Below are 17,415 nucleotides of genomic sequence, written 5' to 3' on the forward strand. Positions count from 1 at the left end.
CGCGCCTTCGGCCGTTCAGCGGGGGCGGGAGGCGTCGATGCCGCGCTGCACGATGTCGGTGATGAAGTAGTCGCCCGGATCGCGCTCGTCACGCAGCCGGTGCACCAGGGAGTCGTCCACCCACAGGAACTCGGTGTGCTTGCCCGGCTCCAGGCGCGGCGCGTCCAGGTCGCCCTCCACCCGCACCAGGTAGTCCACCTCGTGCCGGGTCACCCCGTCCCCGGGGTCCCAGTCCAGCCGGAACAGCTCGGCCAGCACGTCGGTCAGCCTCCAGCCGGTCTCCTCCTCGACCTCGCGCGCCAGCCCTTCGAGCATGCCCTCACCGCGCTCGACGTGCCCGCCGACGATGTCCCAGCAGTGCGGGAACACCTTCCGGGTGGGGGACCGGCGCTGGGTGAAGACCCTGCCCCGGTCGTCGGCGATGACCGCGCCCGCCACGTGGGTCCGCCCGTCGGAGGTGTCCGGGAACCCGATCCCCGGAGCCACCGTGATACCGCTGCTCATGCGCCCTCCTCCTCGTCCGGGGGCCAGCCTACGTTCCTGCCCCGGCGGGGCAGGCGCAGGGTGAGCAGCTTCGCCCGGGGGGCCAGCCCCGCGGCCAGGCCGAAGACCGCCTCGGTGCGCGAGTGGTCCTCGTCGAGCACCGAGAACAGGTTCACGCCGAGGTAGAACGTGATCGCCCCGTAGGCCACCTCGCGGGCGGGGAGCAGTCTGCCCAGTGCGGACCCGCCCAGTACCCGGTTCCACTCGTGCTCGATGAAGGCGATCCACGGCTCGGAACGGGCCCGGATCTCCTCACGCAGCTCCGGCTTGGTGACGGCGGCGGCCACCAGTTCGGAGAACTCGGTGATGTAGCCGCGCTCCAGGTCGGTCCGGTAGATCCGCATGGCCGCCTCCACCAGCTCCTCCAGGGTGTCCGCACGTGCGGCGACCTCCCGGTACATGGCCATGCGTTCGGCGCTGGAGCGGTCCAGCGCGGCCAGCAGCAGCTGGTCTACCCCGCCGAAGTGGTAGAAGACCAGCGCCGAGTTGGCCTCCGCGCGAGTGGCGATGGCCCGTGCCGACGCCCCGGCGTACCCCTCCTCGCGCAGCACCTCACTGGCGGCGGCGAGTAGCCGCTCCTTGGTCTCCTCGCCCGTGCGCCGTCCTCCGCCGCTCCTGGCCATGACCCTCCTTGCTCTCGGGAAGGCTTTCATCATACGGTTTAATCAAGTGATTAAATCAGGCGTTTTAATCGCATACTGAAGGAGTCCCCCCGTGCCCCGAAACGACACCCCCTCTCCCTCACGAGCGCGCTGGCTGCTCGCCGTGCTGGTCCTGGCCGCCTTCGCCGCCCTGCTGGCCGTCCGGATCCACCACTGGGGCGGTCTGGACCAGACCGCCCTGTTCTACGTCGGCCTGCCCGCGACGATCGCCCTGCTCGTGGTGTTCACCGTGCGGGCCAGGAGCGCCGTCGGCGTCGCCATGGCCGGCACCACCGTCTGCCTGGCCCTGGCCGGACCCCTGCTCGGTGAGGGGCTGGTGTGCCTGGTCATCGCCGCGCCGCTGATCTACGGGGTCGTCGCCCTGGTCACCTGGGTGGCGACGCTGGTCCTCGGAGGGGGCGACCGCTCCCAGCACGCCCTGCTCTCTGTGCCGCTGCTCTTCGTGCTCGCCCTGGAGGGCGTCGCCGGAGTCTCCCTGCTGCCCAGAGCCGACACGGGGAAGGGCCACGCCATGGTCTCCGCCCCGGCGGAGAACGTCACCGCGGCCCTGGCCGCCCCACCCGGGTACGAGGCCCCCGACGCGCTCTTCCTCCGCGCCGTCCCCTTTCCGCGACCCGTCTCGGCGTCCGGGGAGGGCCTGGAGGTCGGCGACACCCGGTTCGTCCGCTTCACCCCGCGCCGCACGCTGCGGTTCGGCGCCGAGCCCACCCCGCGCCACATGGAGCTGAGAATCGTGGAGAGCGAGATCCGCGGGGACGGCGGCCGGGTGGTGTTCGAGGTGGTCGAGGACACCGCCTTCGCGAACTGGATGGACATGCGCCGCGCCGAGGCCGTGTGGCGGGCCGAGGACTCCGGAACCCGGCTGACCTGGTCCATCGCCTACGAGCGCACCTACGAGCCGTCGTGGTACTTCGGTCCGATCCAGTCCTACGCCACCAGTCTGGCCGCCGAGTACCTCGCCGCGACCTTCGGCATCGCAGCGCTCGGAGACTCCTGATGGGCCCGGAGACCCCCGCGGCCCTGGTCCGCGGTGCCGGCCTGTTCGCCCCGGTGCTGCCCGTGATCGGGCTGTGCCTGTGGCGCGCGCCCCGACAGCGCGAGATCGCGGCGATGCTCGTCGCGGGGGCGTGGGCCCTGCTCACGCTCATCCCGCTCAACCTGTACGCGTCGCACGCGGGCTGGTGGTCCTTCCACGCCGAGGGCGCCGTGTGGCTCGGTATGCCCGTCGACCTGCTGCTCGCCTGGGCGCTGATGTGGGGCCCCCTGCCCGCGCTGATGCTGCGCCTCCTGCCGGTCCCGCTGCTCGCCGGCCTGCTCGTGTGGGTGGACGTCATCGTCATGCCGCTCGCCGAGCCCGTCGTGGTGCTGGGCCCCCGGTGGCTGCTCGGCGAGTTCGCCGGTTCCGCGCTGTGCCTGATCCCCGCACTGCTGCTGGCCTACTGGACCCGCGCCGGTCAGTTGGTCCACGCCCGGGTGTGGGCGCAGGCCGCGCTCGCGTTCGGGCTCATGGTCGTCCTGCCGCTGGCCGCCCTGGACGTCCGGCCCGGACCGGGCACGGCCTTCGCGGCCGCACAGGTCCTCGCGCTGGTGTGCCTGCCGGGCCTGGCGGCGGCCCGCGAGTTCGCCCGGGTGGGCGACGGCACCCCGCTGCCCTTCGATCCGCCGTCCCGTCTGGTCACCAGTGGTCCCTACGCCTATCTGCGCAACCCGATGCAGGCCACGATCGTCGCCGTCTACCTGGTCCTGCCCCCGGTGACGGGGAATCCGTGGCCGCTGGCCGGTGCGCTGGTCGCGTTCGCCTACGGTGCCGGGTTCGCCGGGTGGCACGAGGGAGGCCGGCTGCGGGAGGCGTTCGGGCGGGACTGGGAGGCCTACCGTTCGGGTGTGCGCTCCTGGCTGCCCCGGTGGCGTCCGTGGCCCGGCCGGACGCCGGGGACCCTGTACGTGGCGTCGGACTGCGACATGTGCCGGGGCCTGGGCGGCTGGCTCGCCGCCCGCGCGCCCGCGGCGCTGGAGCTGAGGCCGGCGGCGGAGCATCCCGAGGTGCTGTACCGCCTGACCTACGAGGTCCCCGGCGGGGTCCGCTGGAGCGGGGTGTCCGCGCTGGCCCGGGCGCTCGAACACCTCCACCTGGGGTGGGCGCTCGTCGGCTGGGCGCTCGACCTGCCCGGACCGCGGCACTTCGCGCAGCTGTGCGCCGACGCCTTCGGTGCCGGTCCCCGCCCGTCCCGGGAACCGGCCGAGGACGGGGAGCGGCGGGAGGAGGCGCCCGCACGCGACGCCGAGGTGTGAGGGCGGACGCGTTCCCCGGACGCACCACGAACCGGCGGGCCGCCCGGCCGCGTTAGCGCTGCCATGGACACGACCACGAAGACGGCCTCCCCCTTGGTGCCCCTGGCCATCGCCGCCCTCGGCGGTCTGGTGATCGGCGCGCTGACATCGTTCGCCCAGGGATGGCTTCCGTTCGCCCTGAAATCGCTGGCCAACTCCAGCGGCTCCTGGAGCGCCGCGGCGTTCCTGCTGGCCCTCCTGGCGACGCGGCGGTGGGTCGGCGCGGCCGTCGGGGTCCTGGCACTGGCGGCCATGGTGCTCGGCTACGACCTCGCCTCCGTCCTGCGCGGCTACTCCGCCTCGGCCGGCATTACGCTCTTCTGGCTGACGGCCGCCGTCACCGCGGGTCCCGTTCTGGGGCTGGGCGCCGAGTCCCTGCGGCGCCGGGGCGCGTTCGCGCCCTGGGGCGTGGGCGTTCTGTGCGGTGTGCTCATAGGCGAGGGCGTGTACGGGTTCCTGTACATCCTGGAGACGACCTCGCCCGTCTACTGGGCGCTCTCGGTCACCGGAGGGGGCGCCCTCCTGGTGTGGGCCTGCCTGCTGCGCTTTCCCGGGGCCCGCCCGGTCCTGACGGCGGTGGCCGTCACCGCGGTGACGGCCACCGCCTTCGTCGCCGTCTACTCCGGGAACCCGTTGACGTGGTGGTTCTGACACCGCGCCGACCTGTTCCCGCGGTACCCGCTCGCTTCCTCGGCCGGCGAACGCGCCGCCGCCCCCGGCCCCGGGCCGCGGGCTCCACGGTGCCCTCCCCGTCCGGACGCCCCACCGTTATGCTCGGTCGGGGCCGACTCGTCCGGAAAGGTGACAGGACGGGCCCCGCGTCTTCGCCCCCCCCCGTAAGGCACGAGGAATGTGATGGAAGAACAGGCCATGCTCGCGCGGGACCTCGTGCTGCGCGTCTGTGCCGGGGCGACCGAGTTCGACCCCCACTGGATCAGGGCCGACGGCAAGGTCACCACCCCCTTCCTCGTGCCGCGGGACCGCAACCTCGTCCGCGCGGTCGTCGCCGCCGGCCGGGCCATGGGCGTCGACCGGCTCCTGGTCTGCCGCACCCGGCCCGAGTTCTCCTACGACCCCGTCACCGAGGTCCCCCTCGACACCGACACCCTCATCGACCTCGTCCGCGGCTGGGGCCCCGTGCCCACCGACTTCCTCGTCTGCGTCGAGGACTTCTCCGCCGCCGTCCTGGTCACCGCGGACGAGCTCACCGTCGCCGCCGGGCCCGCCGACTTCGTCCGCGAACTCGTCGGGGCGGACATCCCCCAGGCCCGGGCGCACTTCGGCGCGCGTGCCCGTGCCGAGGGCGGTTCCGTCCTCACCCGGGCCGCCCAGCTCTACGACTGCGCCGGGACCGGGGCCCGTCACGCACGTGGACCCCGGGGGCCGGGCCCGGACCTGGCCGAGCGCCTGGTCCGGGGCGTCGACCGGGCCCGTCGGCGCTCCCCGCGCGCGGTCCGGTCCCTGCGCGCCCTGCGCGGCGCCTGGGGGTGGCTCATGGTGGTGGCCCTGCTCGTGGCACCCCTGGCCGTCCCCGGCCTGGAGGCCGCGCTGCCCGCCCTGGCCGCCGCCTTCGTGCTGCTGCTCCAGCTGGCCTGGCTGGCGCGCTCGCGCACCGTCTCCTTCGCCGCCCTGCTGCGGGTGGCCGCCTTCGGCGCGCTCCTGCTGTGGCCCCTCGCCCTCTCCGAGGCCGCCGTGGTCCGGCTGCTGGGCACCGACCCCTACGGCGTCCTCGGCTACACCTACGTCGCCGTGTCCGTGGAGGAGATCGGCAAGCTCCTCCCGCTGCTGTTCCTGGCCCTGGCGGCCCGCCGACGGCTGCGCCGTCTGGCCGCCGTCGACTTCCTGCTGCTGGCCGCCGCATCCGGGGCCGGGTTCCAGCTCGCCGAACGCCTGCTCACCGAGGTGTCCCTGGGCGGCCCGGACCTCTCCGCCGACGGCGGCCTGTTCCTGCCCGGCGGAAGTACCGTCACCGACCCGGCGGGTACCGTGCTGGCGGTCTTCTCCGGACACGCCGTCACCACCGGCCTGGTCGGGGCGGCACTCGGCCTGGCGGTCGTGGGCCGGCGCTACGGGGCCTGGGTGCGGCTGCTGCCGCCGGTCGCGCTGATCCTGGCGTTCCTCGAACACCTGAACCTCAACGCGCGGCTGGCCAACGCCGCGCTCCACCCGGCCTCCGACCTCGTACACGGACTTCTCGGAGGCGGGGTCCTCACGCCGTGGCTGCTGGTGCTGCTGCTGTTGTGCGCGGTCGCCATGGACCACCGGATGATCGCGACCGCGGCCGAGTCCACGCCGCCGCTGCCCGGGCAGCCGCCGCTGGCGCGCCTGCGCCGCTGGGCGCGGGGCCGCTCCGTGGCCATGCGCGTACGTGTGCCCGCCGACATCGCGCCGCTGTTCCGCCGGATGGCGCTGTCCTGGGTGGACCTGCCGGTCACCCTGGCCACCACGTTGTCCACGATCGTCCACGAACTCGCCGTCGCGACCATCGCCGCGCGGCGCGGGCCCGGAGTGCTCTGCGACACCTGGCGGTTCCTGCGCCTGCGGCGGGGGAACGCGATGGGCGAGGCCCGGTCCGCGGGCCGGCCCCGGCGCCACCATCCCTCGCAGGAGGAACTCACCCGGCAGTCGCGCGAGTTGGCCCGGCGGCTGGGGCTGGCGGCCACCGGCGGGGTCACCGGGGCGGTGGCGGCGATGTACGCCGCCGGGGTGTACGCCGCTGTCACCGCGCCGGCTGCCCCGCTCGGCCCGGACGGGAACGAGCGGACCGCCTACGCGTTCGTGGCGCTGGACCGGATCCAGGGGTGGTTGGGCGGGCTGACCGCCGTCGAGTCGGCCTGGGCCGCCGCGGTCGTGGCCGCGGTGCTCACCCTGCTGCTGTCCGGCAACGGTGTGCCGTACGCCCACCCGCGTATGCGCGAGTTCCTGCGCGCGCCCACGGCGAACACCGGCGCGATCCTGGGGATGCTCGCCCCCGGCCAGGCGGGGTACGCGGTCCTCGGCCTGGTGGGACTGCTCCTGCCCCGGCGCGTGGACCGGCTCCTGACCCGCTGATCCGTCCGTCGGCCCGGGCCGCCTCCGGCGGACCTCAGCCTGCGGTGACGCCCCTCGGCGGATCGAACGCGCGCACCGGCGGCACCCCGCCGTCGAACGGCTCCACCCGCACCCGCGTCAGCTGACCCGTGCACCCCTGGCTCAGCGCGGACGTCCCCACGTCCTCCGTCAGCGCGTTCGGGTTCCCGTGCGCGCACGTCACGCCTTCCACGGAGGGGTCGTACCAGGCACCGGTCGACAACTGCACCACACCCGGCCGCAGCGCCTCGCTCACCACCACGCCCGCCAGGCACGAACCCCGAGCGCTCGACACCCGCACCACATCCCCGTCTGCCACGCCACACGCTCGCGCGTCCTCCGGGCGCATCCGCAGCGGCGAACGCCCCCCGACCTTCTGCGACATGCTGTGCGCGCCCATGTCCTGCTGGCTGTGCAGGCGTCCGCTCGGCTGGTTCGCCACCAGCACCAACGGGAAGCCCTCGGCCTCCCCGTCCGCACCACCGGTCACCGCCGGACCCGGCAGCCACACCGGGTGCCCGGGGCAGTCCTCATAGCCGAACGACGCGATGGTCTCCGAGAACAGCTCGATCCGCCCGCTCGGCGTCCGGAGGGGACTCCCCTCCGGATCCGCGCGGAACTCGCCGAGCAGGGCCTCGTCCTCCACACGGCCGGGCATCTCCACCCGCCCGCGCTCCCAGAACTCCTCGAACCGGGGTACCTCCAGGCCGTGCCGCGCCACCAGCGAGCGCCAGCGCTCGTAGACGACCCGAGTCCACTCACCGCTGGTCCGGCCCTCGGTGAACTCCTCCCGCACACCGAGCCGCTCGGCCAGGTCGGTGTAGGTGTCGTACTCGTCGCGCGCCTGCCCGTGCGGCGACACCGCGCGCGGCATCGCCCGCACGCTCAGGTCGCCCTGGCTCGCCGCCATGTCGTCGCGTTCCAGCACCGTCGTGGACGGGATGACGATGTCGGCGTGCCGCGCCGTCGCCGTCCAGTGCGTCTCGTGTACCACCACGGTCTCCGGCCGACCGAAGGCCCTGGTCAGACGCGCCAGGTCCTGGTGGTGGTGGAACGGGTTGCCGCCCGCCCAGTACACCAGCCGCACGTCCGGGTAGCGGCGCTCCTCACCGTCGTGGTCGTAGCGGCCGCCCGGGTCCAGCAGCATGTCGGCCACCCGCGCCACCGGGATGAACGAGTCCACCGGGTTGCCGCCCTGAGGCATCCTCGGCAGCCCCAGGGGCGTCGCCCCGCCGCCGTAGTTGCCCATGGACCCGTAGCCGGACGCGAAACCGCCTCCCGGCAGTCCCACCTGCCCCAGGCAGCACGCCAGGGCCAGCCCCGCCCACAGCGGCTGCTCGCCGTACCGGGCGCGCTGCACCGACCACCCCACGTTGACCAGGGTGCGCCGCCCGGCCATCCGCCGGGCCAGTGACCGCAGTTCGCCGGCCGCGACCCCGCTGATCCGCTCGGCCCACTCCGGGGAGCGCTCGGTCCCGCCCGGGACACCCCTCTCGTCGCGCTCGCCCATCACGTAGGCGCGCAACACGTCCGCGCCGACCGTGTACCGGTCCAGGAACCCCGTGTCGGCCAGGCCCTCGGTGAACAGCACGTGCATCAGCGCCAGCATCACCGCGGTGTCGGTGCCCGGGACGATGGAGACCCACTCGGCCCTCACGTCGTCGGGGGTGTCGTCCAGCAGCGGTGACACCGACACGAACTCCACTCCGGACCCGGAGGCGTCGCGTATCGCCGGAGCCGCGGTCTGGACCGCCCGGCCCCCCGACGACGTCCACGTGTTGGACACGCGCAGCCCGCCGAAGGTGACCAGGAGGTCGGTGTGCTCGCGGATCCGCGTCCACGCCGGGGCCCGGTGCAGCAGCCGGTTCGCCGCCGGGGTGCCGATGATCCTGGGGAAGAGCACCTCCACGGCGCCGTGGCTGTAGGTCGCGCGGGACCGCGTGTACCCCCCGATCGTGTTGAGGAACCGGTGCAGCTGGCTCTGCGCGTGGTGGATCCGCCCCGCGCTGCCCCATCCGTAGGAGCCTCCGTAGACCGCCGCGTTCCCGTGGGCGCGGCGCACCCGGTCCAGCTCCCCGGCGAGCAGGTCCAGGGCCGTGGACCACTCCACCTCGACGTAGGCGTCGTCCGGGTCGCCCCGGAGCGGGTCCGGGCCCGGGCCGTGCTCCAGCCAGCGCCGCCGCACCGCCGGGCGCGCCACCCGCGAGGCGTGGTGCTGGGCGGCGGGGGTGTTGGCGATCACCGGGGAGGACGCCGGGTCGTCCGGGTCCGGGCTCACCCCGACCACGCGGTCATCCCTGACGAGCACCTGGTAGCTGCCCCAGTGGGCGCTGGTCGGATGCGACGACGTGGCGGACATGCTGGTGTACCTCCTGGTGTTCCTCGGGCCCCGCCGGGGCCCGAGTCCCACTTTATGCACCACCCGGTGCGATGATGGTCCGCGCGGCGGCGGCCCGGCCACGGTCCGGCGGCAGCCGCACAACCACAGTCATCCAGGCACAACCACACACGTGGTCGAGCGGAGCGGGGGACAACGGCGATGGGTGAACTCAGGTCACGGCGATCGGTGCTCGCGGTACCGGGGTCCAACCCCCGGTTCGTGGACAAGGCCCGGGGACTGGACGTGGACGCCTTCTTCCTCGACCTGGAGGACGCGGTCGCGCCCCTGGAGAAGGGGGACGCCCGCAGGACCGTGGTCCGGGCCCTCAACGACGGCGGCTGGGGCGACAGGGTCCGCACGGTCCGGGTGAACGACGTCACCACGGAGTGGGCCTACCGTGACGTCATCGCCGTCGTCGAGGGCGCCGGGGCCGAACTCGACGCCCTGGTCCTGCCCAAGGTCACCGGTGCCCGTGACGTGCAGTGGCTCGACACCCTCCTCACCCAGATCGAGCGTGCCGCCGGGCTGCGGGTCGGCCGGATCGGCATCGAGGCGCAGATCGAGGACGCCCGCGGCCTGGTCGCCGTCCACGAGATCGCCGCCGCCTCGCCCCGCCTGGAGGCCCTCGTCTACGGGCCCGCCGACTTCATGGCCTCCCTCAACATGAAGAGCCTGGTCGTCGGCGAGCAGCCGCCCGGCTACGACACCGGTGACGCCTACCACTACGTGCTCATGCGCATCCTCACGGCCGCCCGCGCCAACGGCCTGCAGGCCATCGACGGCCCCTACCTCCAGATCCGCGACGTGGACGCCTTCCGCCGGTCCGCCGCGCGCACCGCCGCCCTCGGCTTCGACGGCAAGTGGGTCCTGCACCCGCTCCAGGTGGAGGCCGCCAACGAGGTGTTCGCGCCCACCCAGGAGGACTACGACCACGCCGAGCTGATCCTGGACGCCTACGCGCACGCCACCACCGTGGACCGGCGCGGCGCCGTCATGCTCGGCGGGGAGATGCTCGACGAGGCCTCCCGCAAGATGGCGCTCGTGGTCGCGGGCAAGGGCCGTGCGGCCGGGCTCAGGCGCACCCGCGAGTTCGATCCCGGCGCCTGACCGGCGCCCGACCGGCGCGGATCCGACGCGCACGCCGCCGGTCTCTTACCGCTTTCTCACCCTGATACGGAACCATGAGCGCCATGGAAGCCACCGCCACGGTCCTGGTCGCCGACGACGACCGCGCGATCAGGGACTCACTGCAACGCGCGCTCCAACTGGAGGGCTACGAGGTACGGACGGTCCCGGACGGGGTCCAGGCCCTGGCCGCCGTGCACGCCGAACCCGTCGACCTGCTCGTCCTCGACGTGATGATGCCGGGCGTGGACGGGCTCGGCGTGGCCCGGGTGCTGCGCGCCGAGCACGACCGCACACCCATCCTCATGCTCACCGCGCGCGTGGAGACGCCCGACCGGGTGGCCGGGCTCGACGCCGGGGCCGACGACTACCTCGCCAAGCCCTTCGAGCTCGACGAACTCCTCGCCCGGCTGCGCGCCCTGCTGCGTCGCGCGGCGCCCGCTTCCGAGGACGCCGACGACGAGGGGCCGCTGCGGGTCGGCGAGCTGCGCCTGGACCCGCGCGCCCGCCGGGTCTGGCGCGGCGGGCGCGAGGTCGAGCTGTCCAAGACCGAGTTCGACCTCCTCGAACTCCTGGTCCGCAACGCCGGGATCGTGCTGGACCACTCCACCATCTACGACCGCATCTGGGGCTACGACTTCGGTCCCGAGTCCAAGAACCTCGCCGTCTACATCAGCTACCTGCGCCGGAAGCTGGAGGACGGGGGGCCACCGCTCATCCAGACCGTGCGCGGAGTCGGCTACACGCTCCGCCCGCAGGGATGACCCCCGTGTACCCCGGCCACACCGGACCGTCCGGTCACGCCGATCCGTCCGGCCGCGGTACCGGCCCGTGGTGGCGGGGCGTGCTGGTGCGCCCGCGCGACTGGCGGCTGGGCACCCGTTTCGCGGTGATCTTCGCGCTGGTCGCCACCGTCGTCATCACCCTGGTCGGCGCCCTCGCCTACACCACCGCCGCCGCGCTCATCCGCGCCGACGTCGAGAGGGAGTTCGAGAACACCGTCGCCGACCTGTCCGACAAACTCGTCAGCCTCCACGACCAGGGAGGCGCCCCCTCCGGGTCAGGGCCGCTCCTGTCCGGACACAACCTCCAGCTGCAGTTCCTCGGCCCCGACGGCAGCAGGACGGTCACCGTCGCCGACCCGTCCGAGGTCATCTTCTTCCAGCCCTCGGAACGGGACCTGGAGATCGCGGCGGAGGACGGACCCGGGATCGTCGAGATGCGCGAGCAGACCATCGACGGCCAGCAGTACCGGCTGGCCACGGTCTCGGCCGGAGACGGGAGCGGGGCCCTCCAACTCCTGCAGGCGCTCTCACCCACCGAGCTGATGCTCGACCGGCTCGCCACCCAGATCCTGTGGGTGGGCCTGTTCGTCGCCCTGTGCGCGGCCGCCGTGGGCTGGCTGGTGGGCCACCGCACCACCGGCCGTCTGGTGCGCCTCACCGACGCGGCCGAGTACGTCAGCTCCACCGGCCGGCTCGATCCGGTCGACTCCGGACGCAGCGGCGAGGGCCGGGAGGGCCTGGAGGAGGCCGGACGGGACGAGGTCGGCCGCCTCAGCAGCGCGTTCAACGCCATGCTCGCCCGCCTCGCCCGTTCCAAGGACGATCAGCGCCGCCTCGTCCAGGACGCGGCACACGAACTCCGCACCCCGCTGACCAGCCTGTACACCAACGTGCAGGTGCTCGGCAGGGTGGACCGGCTCAGCCCGGACGCGCGCGACAGCCTCATCGAGGACCTGCGCGGCGAGACACGCGAGCTGACCGCCCTGGTCAACGAGCTGGTCGGCCTGGCCACCGGGGACCACGAGGACGAGCCGATGAGCGCCGTCTCCCTGGCCGAGGTCGCGGAGAGGGTCGCCAGGCGCACCCACCGCCGCACCGGACGGGACATCGTCGTGGACGCCGACGACAGCGTCGTGTGGGGCCGTCCCGGCTCCCTGGAGCGCGCCGTCGCCAACCCGGTCGAGAACTCCGCCAAGTTCGACCCCGAGGGAACCGCGCCCATCGAGATCCGGGTGCGCGGCGGGGCCGTGGAGGTCATGGACCGGGGACCCGGCATCGCCCCGGCCGAGCTCGACCACGTCTTCGAACGCTTCTACCGCGCCACCGTCGCCCGCGGCCTGCCCGGCTCCGGACTCGGACTGTCCATGGTCAGGGAGATCGCGCACGCCCACGGCGGCCGGGTCTTCGCCCGTAACCGTGAGGGCGGCGGCGCCGTCATCGGCTTCCAACTGCCCGTGTTCACGCCGTCGGACGGGGAGGGGCCGACGGGTACGGGGTGAGCCCCGGCCGCGGCCCCGAAACGGAGGGAGGGGCGGTCCCGGACCCTCGGGTCCGGGACCGCCCCTAGGCGGGAGAACCGGTGACGGCGCCCGCTCAGTCCCCCTCGTTCCCGGTCTCGGTCTGGGCCGCGTCGGAGCTCTGCTCCCCGAGTGCCACCGTGACCTCCTCCTCGGGGCCGGTGCCGCCGGGCAGCACCCCGAGCGTCACCTCATCGCCGGGCTGGCGGACCCGGATCTGCGCGATCAGCTCGTCCGGCGTGGACACCTCCTCGCCGTCCACGGACACCACCACGTCACCGGTCTGGACACCGGCCTCGGCGGCCGCGCCGCCGCTGGTCACGTCCACGATCTCGGCACCGCCCACAGGCGAGTTGGTGATGGTCGCCTCGATGGCCGGGTAGCTCGCGGTGCCGTCCTCGATGAGCTGCTCAGCGATCGGGCGCACCTGGTTGATCGGGATGGCGAAGCCCAGGCCCACCGAACCGCTGTCCTGCGAGATGCCCGCGATCGCGGTGTTGATGCCGATCACCTCGCCGTTCATGTTCACCAGCGGACCGCCGGAGTTGCCGGGGTTGATCGCCGCGTCCGTCTGGATCGCGCTGATCACCGTGGAGGTCTGTCCGTTGGCGCTCTCGGCCGTGCCGGTGTTCACCGGCCGGTTCAGCGCGCTGACCACACCCGTGGTCACCGTGCCCGTCAGGCCCAGCGGGGAGCCGATCGCGACCACCTGGGCGCCCACCCCGACCTCCTCGGAGTCGCCGAGTTCGGCCGGTTGGAGATCGTTGCGCCCCTCCGCCTTGAGCACCGCGATGTCGGAGACCGGGTCCGAGCCCAGGATCTCGGCGCGCGCGGAGGTCCCGTCGTTGAACAGCACCTCCATCGGACCGCTCTGGGCGGCCTCCGCCACGTGCGCGTTGGTCAGGATCTGGCCGTCGGAGGAGATGATCACACCGCTGCCGCCGCCGGTGGGCGTCTGGATGGACACCACACTCGGCAGGATCGTGTCGGCGACCTCGCCGACGGCGCCCTGGGTCTGCGTGCCCTCCGGCTCCCCGCTGAGCGAGCTGACCGGTCCGCTCAGGCCGTTGGGGAGCAGATAGGCGGTGCCCAGGGCCGTCGCCGGCCCCACGAGCAGGCTCGTGATCAGGGCGGTGATCGCGGCGATGGCGATGATGCCGGCGGGACCGCGCCTCCTCTCGGGCCCGTGCGCCGAGCCGTGCGGCGGACCGCCGAACGGAGGCTGGCCGCCATGGCCGCCGTACCCGCCGTACCCGCCGTGACCGCCCGTCCCGAACGCGCCGCCGCCACCGTAGGGGTACTGCCCCTGGTGGTGCTCGCCGGGGGCGCCCGGCCCGTGGGGGCCGCCGCCCTGCCCCGGAGGGGTGTGGCCGCCGTGCTGGGCGGCGAACTGGTCGTACTGGCCGCCGGTCTGGCCGCCGGGCCCGTGCGGCGGGAAGGTGTAGGAGGACCGCTCCGGGTCGTTGGGCCCGGTGGCCCACCGCGGCGGGTGCCCGGACGGCGAGAAGCCGGGGCCGGTTCCCGGGGCGGGCTCCGCACGTCGGAACTCCGGCTGTTCCCCGGACCGCTGGGGTCCGGTCCGCTCACCGGACCGCGGGGCCCCGGGAGCGTCGGCGGGCGGCTGGGGCCCGGCCTCCTCGGGCTCCCCGTCGCGGGTTCGGGCCCCATCGCCGGTGGAGGAGTACTCCTCATACGGGTTGGAGGCCACCGGCTGGTCAGCGGGCCCGGCGGGATGCTGGCTCCCGGACGCCGCACCGGGCTCGGTACCTGCACTCGGTTCGTTGGCGTTCAACGCATCCTCCGACTGGCGGGACGATGTTCAGTGACGGGATCCATCATGCGGCGCATGGGTTAGAACAGGGTGAGAGCCCGATACACCAGGGTTTCGAGTCCCCTTTGCGCACTGTTGGATCGGGCCCGGGCTCCATCGGTCCGTTCCTCCGGTGCGGGCTTCCGTAGGCACTGTATGCACTGCAATGTCCGAAACGATACCGCGCTGACTCTCAAGCGAGACGCCGGAGAAGAGCCGACCTTGATCAAAATCGTTCTTGCTGATGACGAACACCTGGTCCGAGGGGCCATCGCCGCCCTCCTCGGCCTGGAGGAGGACCTGGAGATCGTCGCCGAGGTCGGGCGTGGCGACGAGGTGGCCGACGCCGTCCTGCGGTACGGCGCCGCCGTCGCCGTCCTGGACATCGAGATGCCCGGAGCCACAGGCCTGGAGGTCGCCGCCCAGCTCGGGAGGAGCGCCCCCGACTGCGGCGTCGTCATCCTCACCAGCTTCGGCCGTCCCGGTTACCTGCGCCGCGCCCTCTCCGCCGGCGCGCGCGGCTTCCTGGCCAAGGACGCCCCCGTCGACCAGCTCGCCGGAGCCGTCCGCCGTGTCCACGAGGGCGGCCGCTACATCGACACCGACCTCGCCGCCGCCGCCATGGCCGGAGGCGAGAGCCCCCTCACCGACCGTGAGACCGAGGTGCTGCGCGCCGCCTCCGACGGCGCCACCGTGACCCGGATCGCGGCCGCCCTCCACCTGACCGAGGGCACCGTGCGCAACTACCTCTCCAACGCCATCGGCAAGACCGGCGCCGACAACCGGATGTCCGCCATCCGCACGGCCCAGGACATGGGCTGGCTCTGAAGCCCTCCGGGGCGCGGGCCCTCCGGCCGGCCCATCAGAGGAAGCGCAGCACCAGCATCGCGGTGTCGTCACTGCGCCCGCCAGGGGCGTACTCCTCCAGCTCCCGGTCGATACGGCTGATCACCGCCTGGGCGGTCAGCCCGGCGCAGCCGGAGAAGATCTCCGTCAGCCCCTCGTCGCCGAGCATGTCGCCGTTGTTGCGCCGCTCGGTCACGCCGTCGGTCACCGCCAGCATCACCTCGCCCGGGCGGATGTCCACGTTCTCGGTCGTGAACCCCACGTCCTCGAACGCGCCCAGCAGCGGCTGGGACGCAGCGAACGACGCCACCTCGCCCTTCTGGTTCAGCCGCATCGGCAGCGGGTGCCCGGCGGAGACCATCCGCAGCCGCATCCCGCCCCCGCCGTCCGTGGCCGGGATCATCTCCCCGTACAGCATCGTCAGGAACCGGGTGGAGGTGTTCTCGTCCAGGATCGCCATGTTCAGCCGCTGCATGATGTGCGACGGCGCGAACCCCTCCTTGGCCAGCGCCCGCAGCGTGTGCCGTGCCAGGCCGGTCACGGCCGCCGCCTCCGGACCCGTCCCGCACACGTCGCCGATCGCGAAGCACCACCGCCCGTTCGCCGCGAACACGTCGTAGAAGTCCCCGCCGACCACGTTCCGCTCGTCCGCCGGACGGTAGAACACCGCGTGGTCCACGTTCGGGATCACGGGCTCCTTCTCCTTCGCGGGAAGGAGGCTGCGCTGCAGGGCGTCGCTCATCGCGGACTGCTTCTCGTGCAGACGCGCGTTCTCCATGGCCGAGGCCACCCGGCGGCTCAGGTCGTCGGCGACGTCGACCTCGTCGCGGGTGAAGTCGTCCGACTCGTTCTTGCCGATCGTCATCCGGCCCAGCGCGCGCCCGTGCGCCACCAGCGGGATGCTGATCGCCGGGCCGCTCGCCAGCTCCCGGATCAGCTGCTCGTCCAGTCCCTCCTTGGCCAGCTCGGCCGGGGACCACAGCGGCTGCGGCTCCCGCTGCTCGTGCGGCGGCAGCCCCGTCAGCAGCGCCCGCAGGATGTCGTTGTAGTTCTCGTCGCTGTGCACCACGTGCATCAGCTGGGACGCACCCATCTCGTTGATGGTCTCGATGGCGCACCACCGCCCCAGCCGCGAGGTGATCAGCTGCGCCGCCAGGGCGCCCGTCATCCGCTCGTCCAGGGTGCCCGCCAACAGGTCGCTGGCCTCGGCCAGGAAGCTCAGCGAGGCGCGCCTGCTCAGCTCCACCTCCGCCAGGCGTGCGCGCTCCACCGGCAGCGCGATCAGGTCCGCGCCCTCCTGGAGCCGCCTGGCCGCCGCCGGTCCGAAGTGCCGGGCCCGTTTGGAGGCCACCCCCAGCAGGCCGGTGACCCGTCCGTCCACGATCAGCGGTGCCGTCACCAGCGAGCGCATCCCCGCGCGCAGCAGCCGCCCCCGGCCGGTACGGGCGATCATCAGGTCGTCGTTGATCACCGCGTTCGGCTCCGGCGCCGCGGACGGGAAGATCTCCTCGGTGCGCACCCGCAGCGACCGCCACGGTGCACCGCCCGGGGTCAGCCCGACCGCGGAGCGCACCTCCCACATCGTCTCGTCGGACGTGGCCAGGGTGATGTAGGCCGCGTCCCCGCCCAGCACCGTGGTCGCGTACTCCACGGTGCGCTCCAGCAGCTGCGGCAGTCTCAGCCGCGAGCCCAGGGCGGAGTCCAGCGCCGACCACGGCGCAGGACGCGTGGGACGAGAGGGGCCCTTACGTACCGGAGGTGACTCCAGTGACGGGTGCTCCTCGGTGGTGTCCTCGATCCGGAACCACACGGCCTTGTCGTTGCGCCCGTAGCTCACACCCCAGCTGGACGCGATCGCCGACGCCAGGGCCAGCCCCAGGCCGCCGCCGCGCCCGTTGTCCCGGGACGCCGAGGCCTCCACCGACAGCGGTCCCGCCTGCGGTACGGCCCGTTCGGGCACGGAGTCGGTCACCATCACCTCCGTCGACCCCTCGCCCCGGCGCACGGTCACGTCCAGAGATGACCTCGCGTGGATGACGGCATTGGTCACCAGCTCGCTGACAAGCAGGATCACATCGTCGGCAGGGTCGGGCACACCCCACGACAGAAGGGTGTCGTGAACGAACTCGCGGGCCGCCGCCGCGGTCTCCGGGGCGGGAGGGAACTCTCGTCGAGCGACCTTCAACGCGTCTTGTGCTGGCAAGCCGTCGGTGTCCTTCGTCACTGGGTGCGTGCGTGGGGGTGATGGTCAGTGCCACGATACGCGTGCCGTGGCGGGCGGTACCGCCCGAAGCGTCATTCGGAAGTCCTGACGAGGAGAGGGCCGCCCCCCGGAGCCGCCTCCGGA

At 73.3% G+C, this 17,415-nt stretch carries 13 protein-coding genes; 8 read left to right on the plus strand and 5 right to left on the minus strand.

The features are described from left to right. Positions 1-15: 15 nt before the first annotated feature. Positions 16-504 carry an NUDIX domain-containing protein gene (locus FYX01_RS06655; RefSeq protein ID WP_150238577.1) on the minus strand — a complete coding sequence of 163 codons (489 nt, stop codon included), beginning with the start codon at positions 502-504 and terminating at the stop codon, positions 16-18. Continuing rightward, positions 501-1,166: a TetR/AcrR family transcriptional regulator gene (locus tag FYX01_RS06660; RefSeq protein WP_150238579.1), complete on the minus strand. Its 666-nt coding sequence runs from the start codon at positions 1,164-1,166 to the stop codon at positions 501-503. The genes FYX01_RS06655 and FYX01_RS06660 overlap by 4 nt, the downstream gene beginning before the upstream one ends. 91 nt (positions 1,167-1,257) lie before the next feature. Between FYX01_RS06660 and FYX01_RS06665 the strand changes: the two genes are divergently transcribed. The 4 genes from FYX01_RS06665 to FYX01_RS06680 all read left to right on the plus strand — a co-directional run bounded on the left by FYX01_RS06665 (position 1,258) and on the right by FYX01_RS06680 (position 6,587). Next, positions 1,258-2,202, plus strand: a complete 945-nt coding sequence (locus tag FYX01_RS06665) for an SRPBCC family protein (protein WP_150238581.1) — start codon at positions 1,258-1,260, stop codon at positions 2,200-2,202. Continuing rightward, the gene (locus tag FYX01_RS06670; protein ID WP_150238583.1) at positions 2,202-3,497 is read left to right on the plus strand and encodes a methyltransferase family protein; all 1,296 of its coding nucleotides are present in this window, start codon (positions 2,202-2,204) and stop codon (positions 3,495-3,497) included. The genes FYX01_RS06665 and FYX01_RS06670 overlap by 1 nt, the downstream gene beginning before the upstream one ends. 63 nt (positions 3,498-3,560) lie before the next feature. Next, on the plus strand, positions 3,561-4,187 hold the full coding sequence (locus FYX01_RS06675; RefSeq protein WP_150238585.1) for a DUF6518 family protein: 627 nt from the start codon (positions 3,561-3,563) through the stop codon (positions 4,185-4,187). 204 nt (positions 4,188-4,391) lie between these two features. Next, on the plus strand, positions 4,392-6,587 hold the full coding sequence (locus FYX01_RS06680; protein WP_150238587.1) for a PrsW family intramembrane metalloprotease: 2,196 nt from the start codon (positions 4,392-4,394) through the stop codon (positions 6,585-6,587). A 34-nt stretch (positions 6,588-6,621) separates the two neighbouring features. Here the strand turns inward: FYX01_RS06680 and FYX01_RS06685 are convergent, their stop codons facing one another. Continuing rightward, positions 6,622-8,964: a molybdopterin-dependent oxidoreductase gene (locus FYX01_RS06685; RefSeq protein WP_150238589.1), complete on the minus strand. Its 2,343-nt coding sequence runs from the start codon at positions 8,962-8,964 to the stop codon at positions 6,622-6,624. A gap of 180 nt (positions 8,965-9,144) precedes the next feature. On the opposite strand from FYX01_RS06685, the gene FYX01_RS06690 reads away from it, so the two are divergent. The 3 genes from FYX01_RS06690 to FYX01_RS06700 all read left to right on the plus strand — a co-directional run bounded on the left by FYX01_RS06690 (position 9,145) and on the right by FYX01_RS06700 (position 12,394). Then, positions 9,145-10,092: an HpcH/HpaI aldolase/citrate lyase family protein gene (locus tag FYX01_RS06690; protein ID WP_150238591.1), complete on the plus strand. Its 948-nt coding sequence runs from the start codon at positions 9,145-9,147 to the stop codon at positions 10,090-10,092. An 83-nt stretch (positions 10,093-10,175) separates the two neighbouring features. Beyond that, positions 10,176-10,874: a response regulator transcription factor gene (locus FYX01_RS06695; RefSeq protein WP_150238723.1), complete on the plus strand. Its 699-nt coding sequence runs from the start codon at positions 10,176-10,178 to the stop codon at positions 10,872-10,874. Then, positions 10,871-12,394, plus strand: a complete 1,524-nt coding sequence (locus FYX01_RS06700; RefSeq protein WP_150238593.1) for a sensor histidine kinase — start codon at positions 10,871-10,873, stop codon at positions 12,392-12,394. Before FYX01_RS06695 ends, FYX01_RS06700 begins: the two co-directional genes overlap by 4 nt. 94 nt (positions 12,395-12,488) lie before the next feature. Here FYX01_RS06700 and FYX01_RS06705 read toward each other — a convergent pair whose 3' ends face one another. Further along, positions 12,489-14,204, minus strand: coding sequence for a S1C family serine protease (locus FYX01_RS06705; protein WP_150238594.1), 1,716 nt, complete (start codon positions 14,202-14,204; stop codon positions 12,489-12,491). Positions 14,205-14,444: 240 nt separating this feature from the next. On the opposite strand from FYX01_RS06705, the gene FYX01_RS06710 reads away from it, so the two are divergent. Then, the gene (locus tag FYX01_RS06710; RefSeq protein ID WP_150238596.1) at positions 14,445-15,050 is read left to right on the plus strand and encodes a response regulator transcription factor; all 606 of its coding nucleotides are present in this window, start codon (positions 14,445-14,447) and stop codon (positions 15,048-15,050) included. A gap of 34 nt (positions 15,051-15,084) precedes the next feature. Here the strand turns inward: FYX01_RS06710 and FYX01_RS06715 are convergent, their stop codons facing one another. Further along, positions 15,085-17,253 carry a SpoIIE family protein phosphatase gene (locus FYX01_RS06715; RefSeq protein ID WP_150238725.1) on the minus strand — a complete coding sequence of 723 codons (2,169 nt, stop codon included), beginning with the start codon at positions 17,251-17,253 and terminating at the stop codon, positions 15,085-15,087. Positions 17,254-17,415 lie beyond the last annotated feature (162 nt).

Origin of the sequence: Nocardiopsis quinghaiensis (assembly GCF_008638365.1) — a bacterium.
Classification (GTDB): Bacteria; Actinomycetota; Actinomycetes; order Streptosporangiales; family Streptosporangiaceae; genus Nocardiopsis; species Nocardiopsis quinghaiensis.

What these genes read in the sequence shown, in the direction of transcription:
- FYX01_RS06655 (WP_150238577.1), bottom strand. Translation starts at nt 504, where the DNA reads ATGAGCAGCGGTATCACGGTGGCTCCGGGGATCGGGTTCCCGGACACC.
- FYX01_RS06660 (WP_150238579.1), bottom strand. Translation starts at nt 1,166, where the DNA reads ATGGCCAGGAGCGGCGGAGGACGGCGCACGGGCGAGGAGACCAAGGAG.
- FYX01_RS06670 (WP_150238583.1), top strand. Translation starts at nt 2,202, where the DNA reads ATGGGCCCGGAGACCCCCGCGGCCCTGGTCCGCGGTGCCGGCCTGTTC.
- FYX01_RS06675 (WP_150238585.1), top strand. Translation starts at nt 3,561, where the DNA reads ATGGACACGACCACGAAGACGGCCTCCCCCTTGGTGCCCCTGGCCATC.
- FYX01_RS06680 (WP_150238587.1), top strand. Translation starts at nt 4,392, where the DNA reads ATGGAAGAACAGGCCATGCTCGCGCGGGACCTCGTGCTGCGCGTCTGT.
- FYX01_RS06685 (WP_150238589.1), bottom strand. Translation starts at nt 8,964, where the DNA reads ATGTCCGCCACGTCGTCGCATCCGACCAGCGCCCACTGGGGCAGCTAC.
- FYX01_RS06690 (WP_150238591.1), top strand. Translation starts at nt 9,145, where the DNA reads ATGGGTGAACTCAGGTCACGGCGATCGGTGCTCGCGGTACCGGGGTCC.
- FYX01_RS06695 (WP_150238723.1), top strand. Translation starts at nt 10,176, where the DNA reads ATGGAAGCCACCGCCACGGTCCTGGTCGCCGACGACGACCGCGCGATC.
- FYX01_RS06700 (WP_150238593.1), top strand. Translation starts at nt 10,871, where the DNA reads ATGACCCCCGTGTACCCCGGCCACACCGGACCGTCCGGTCACGCCGAT.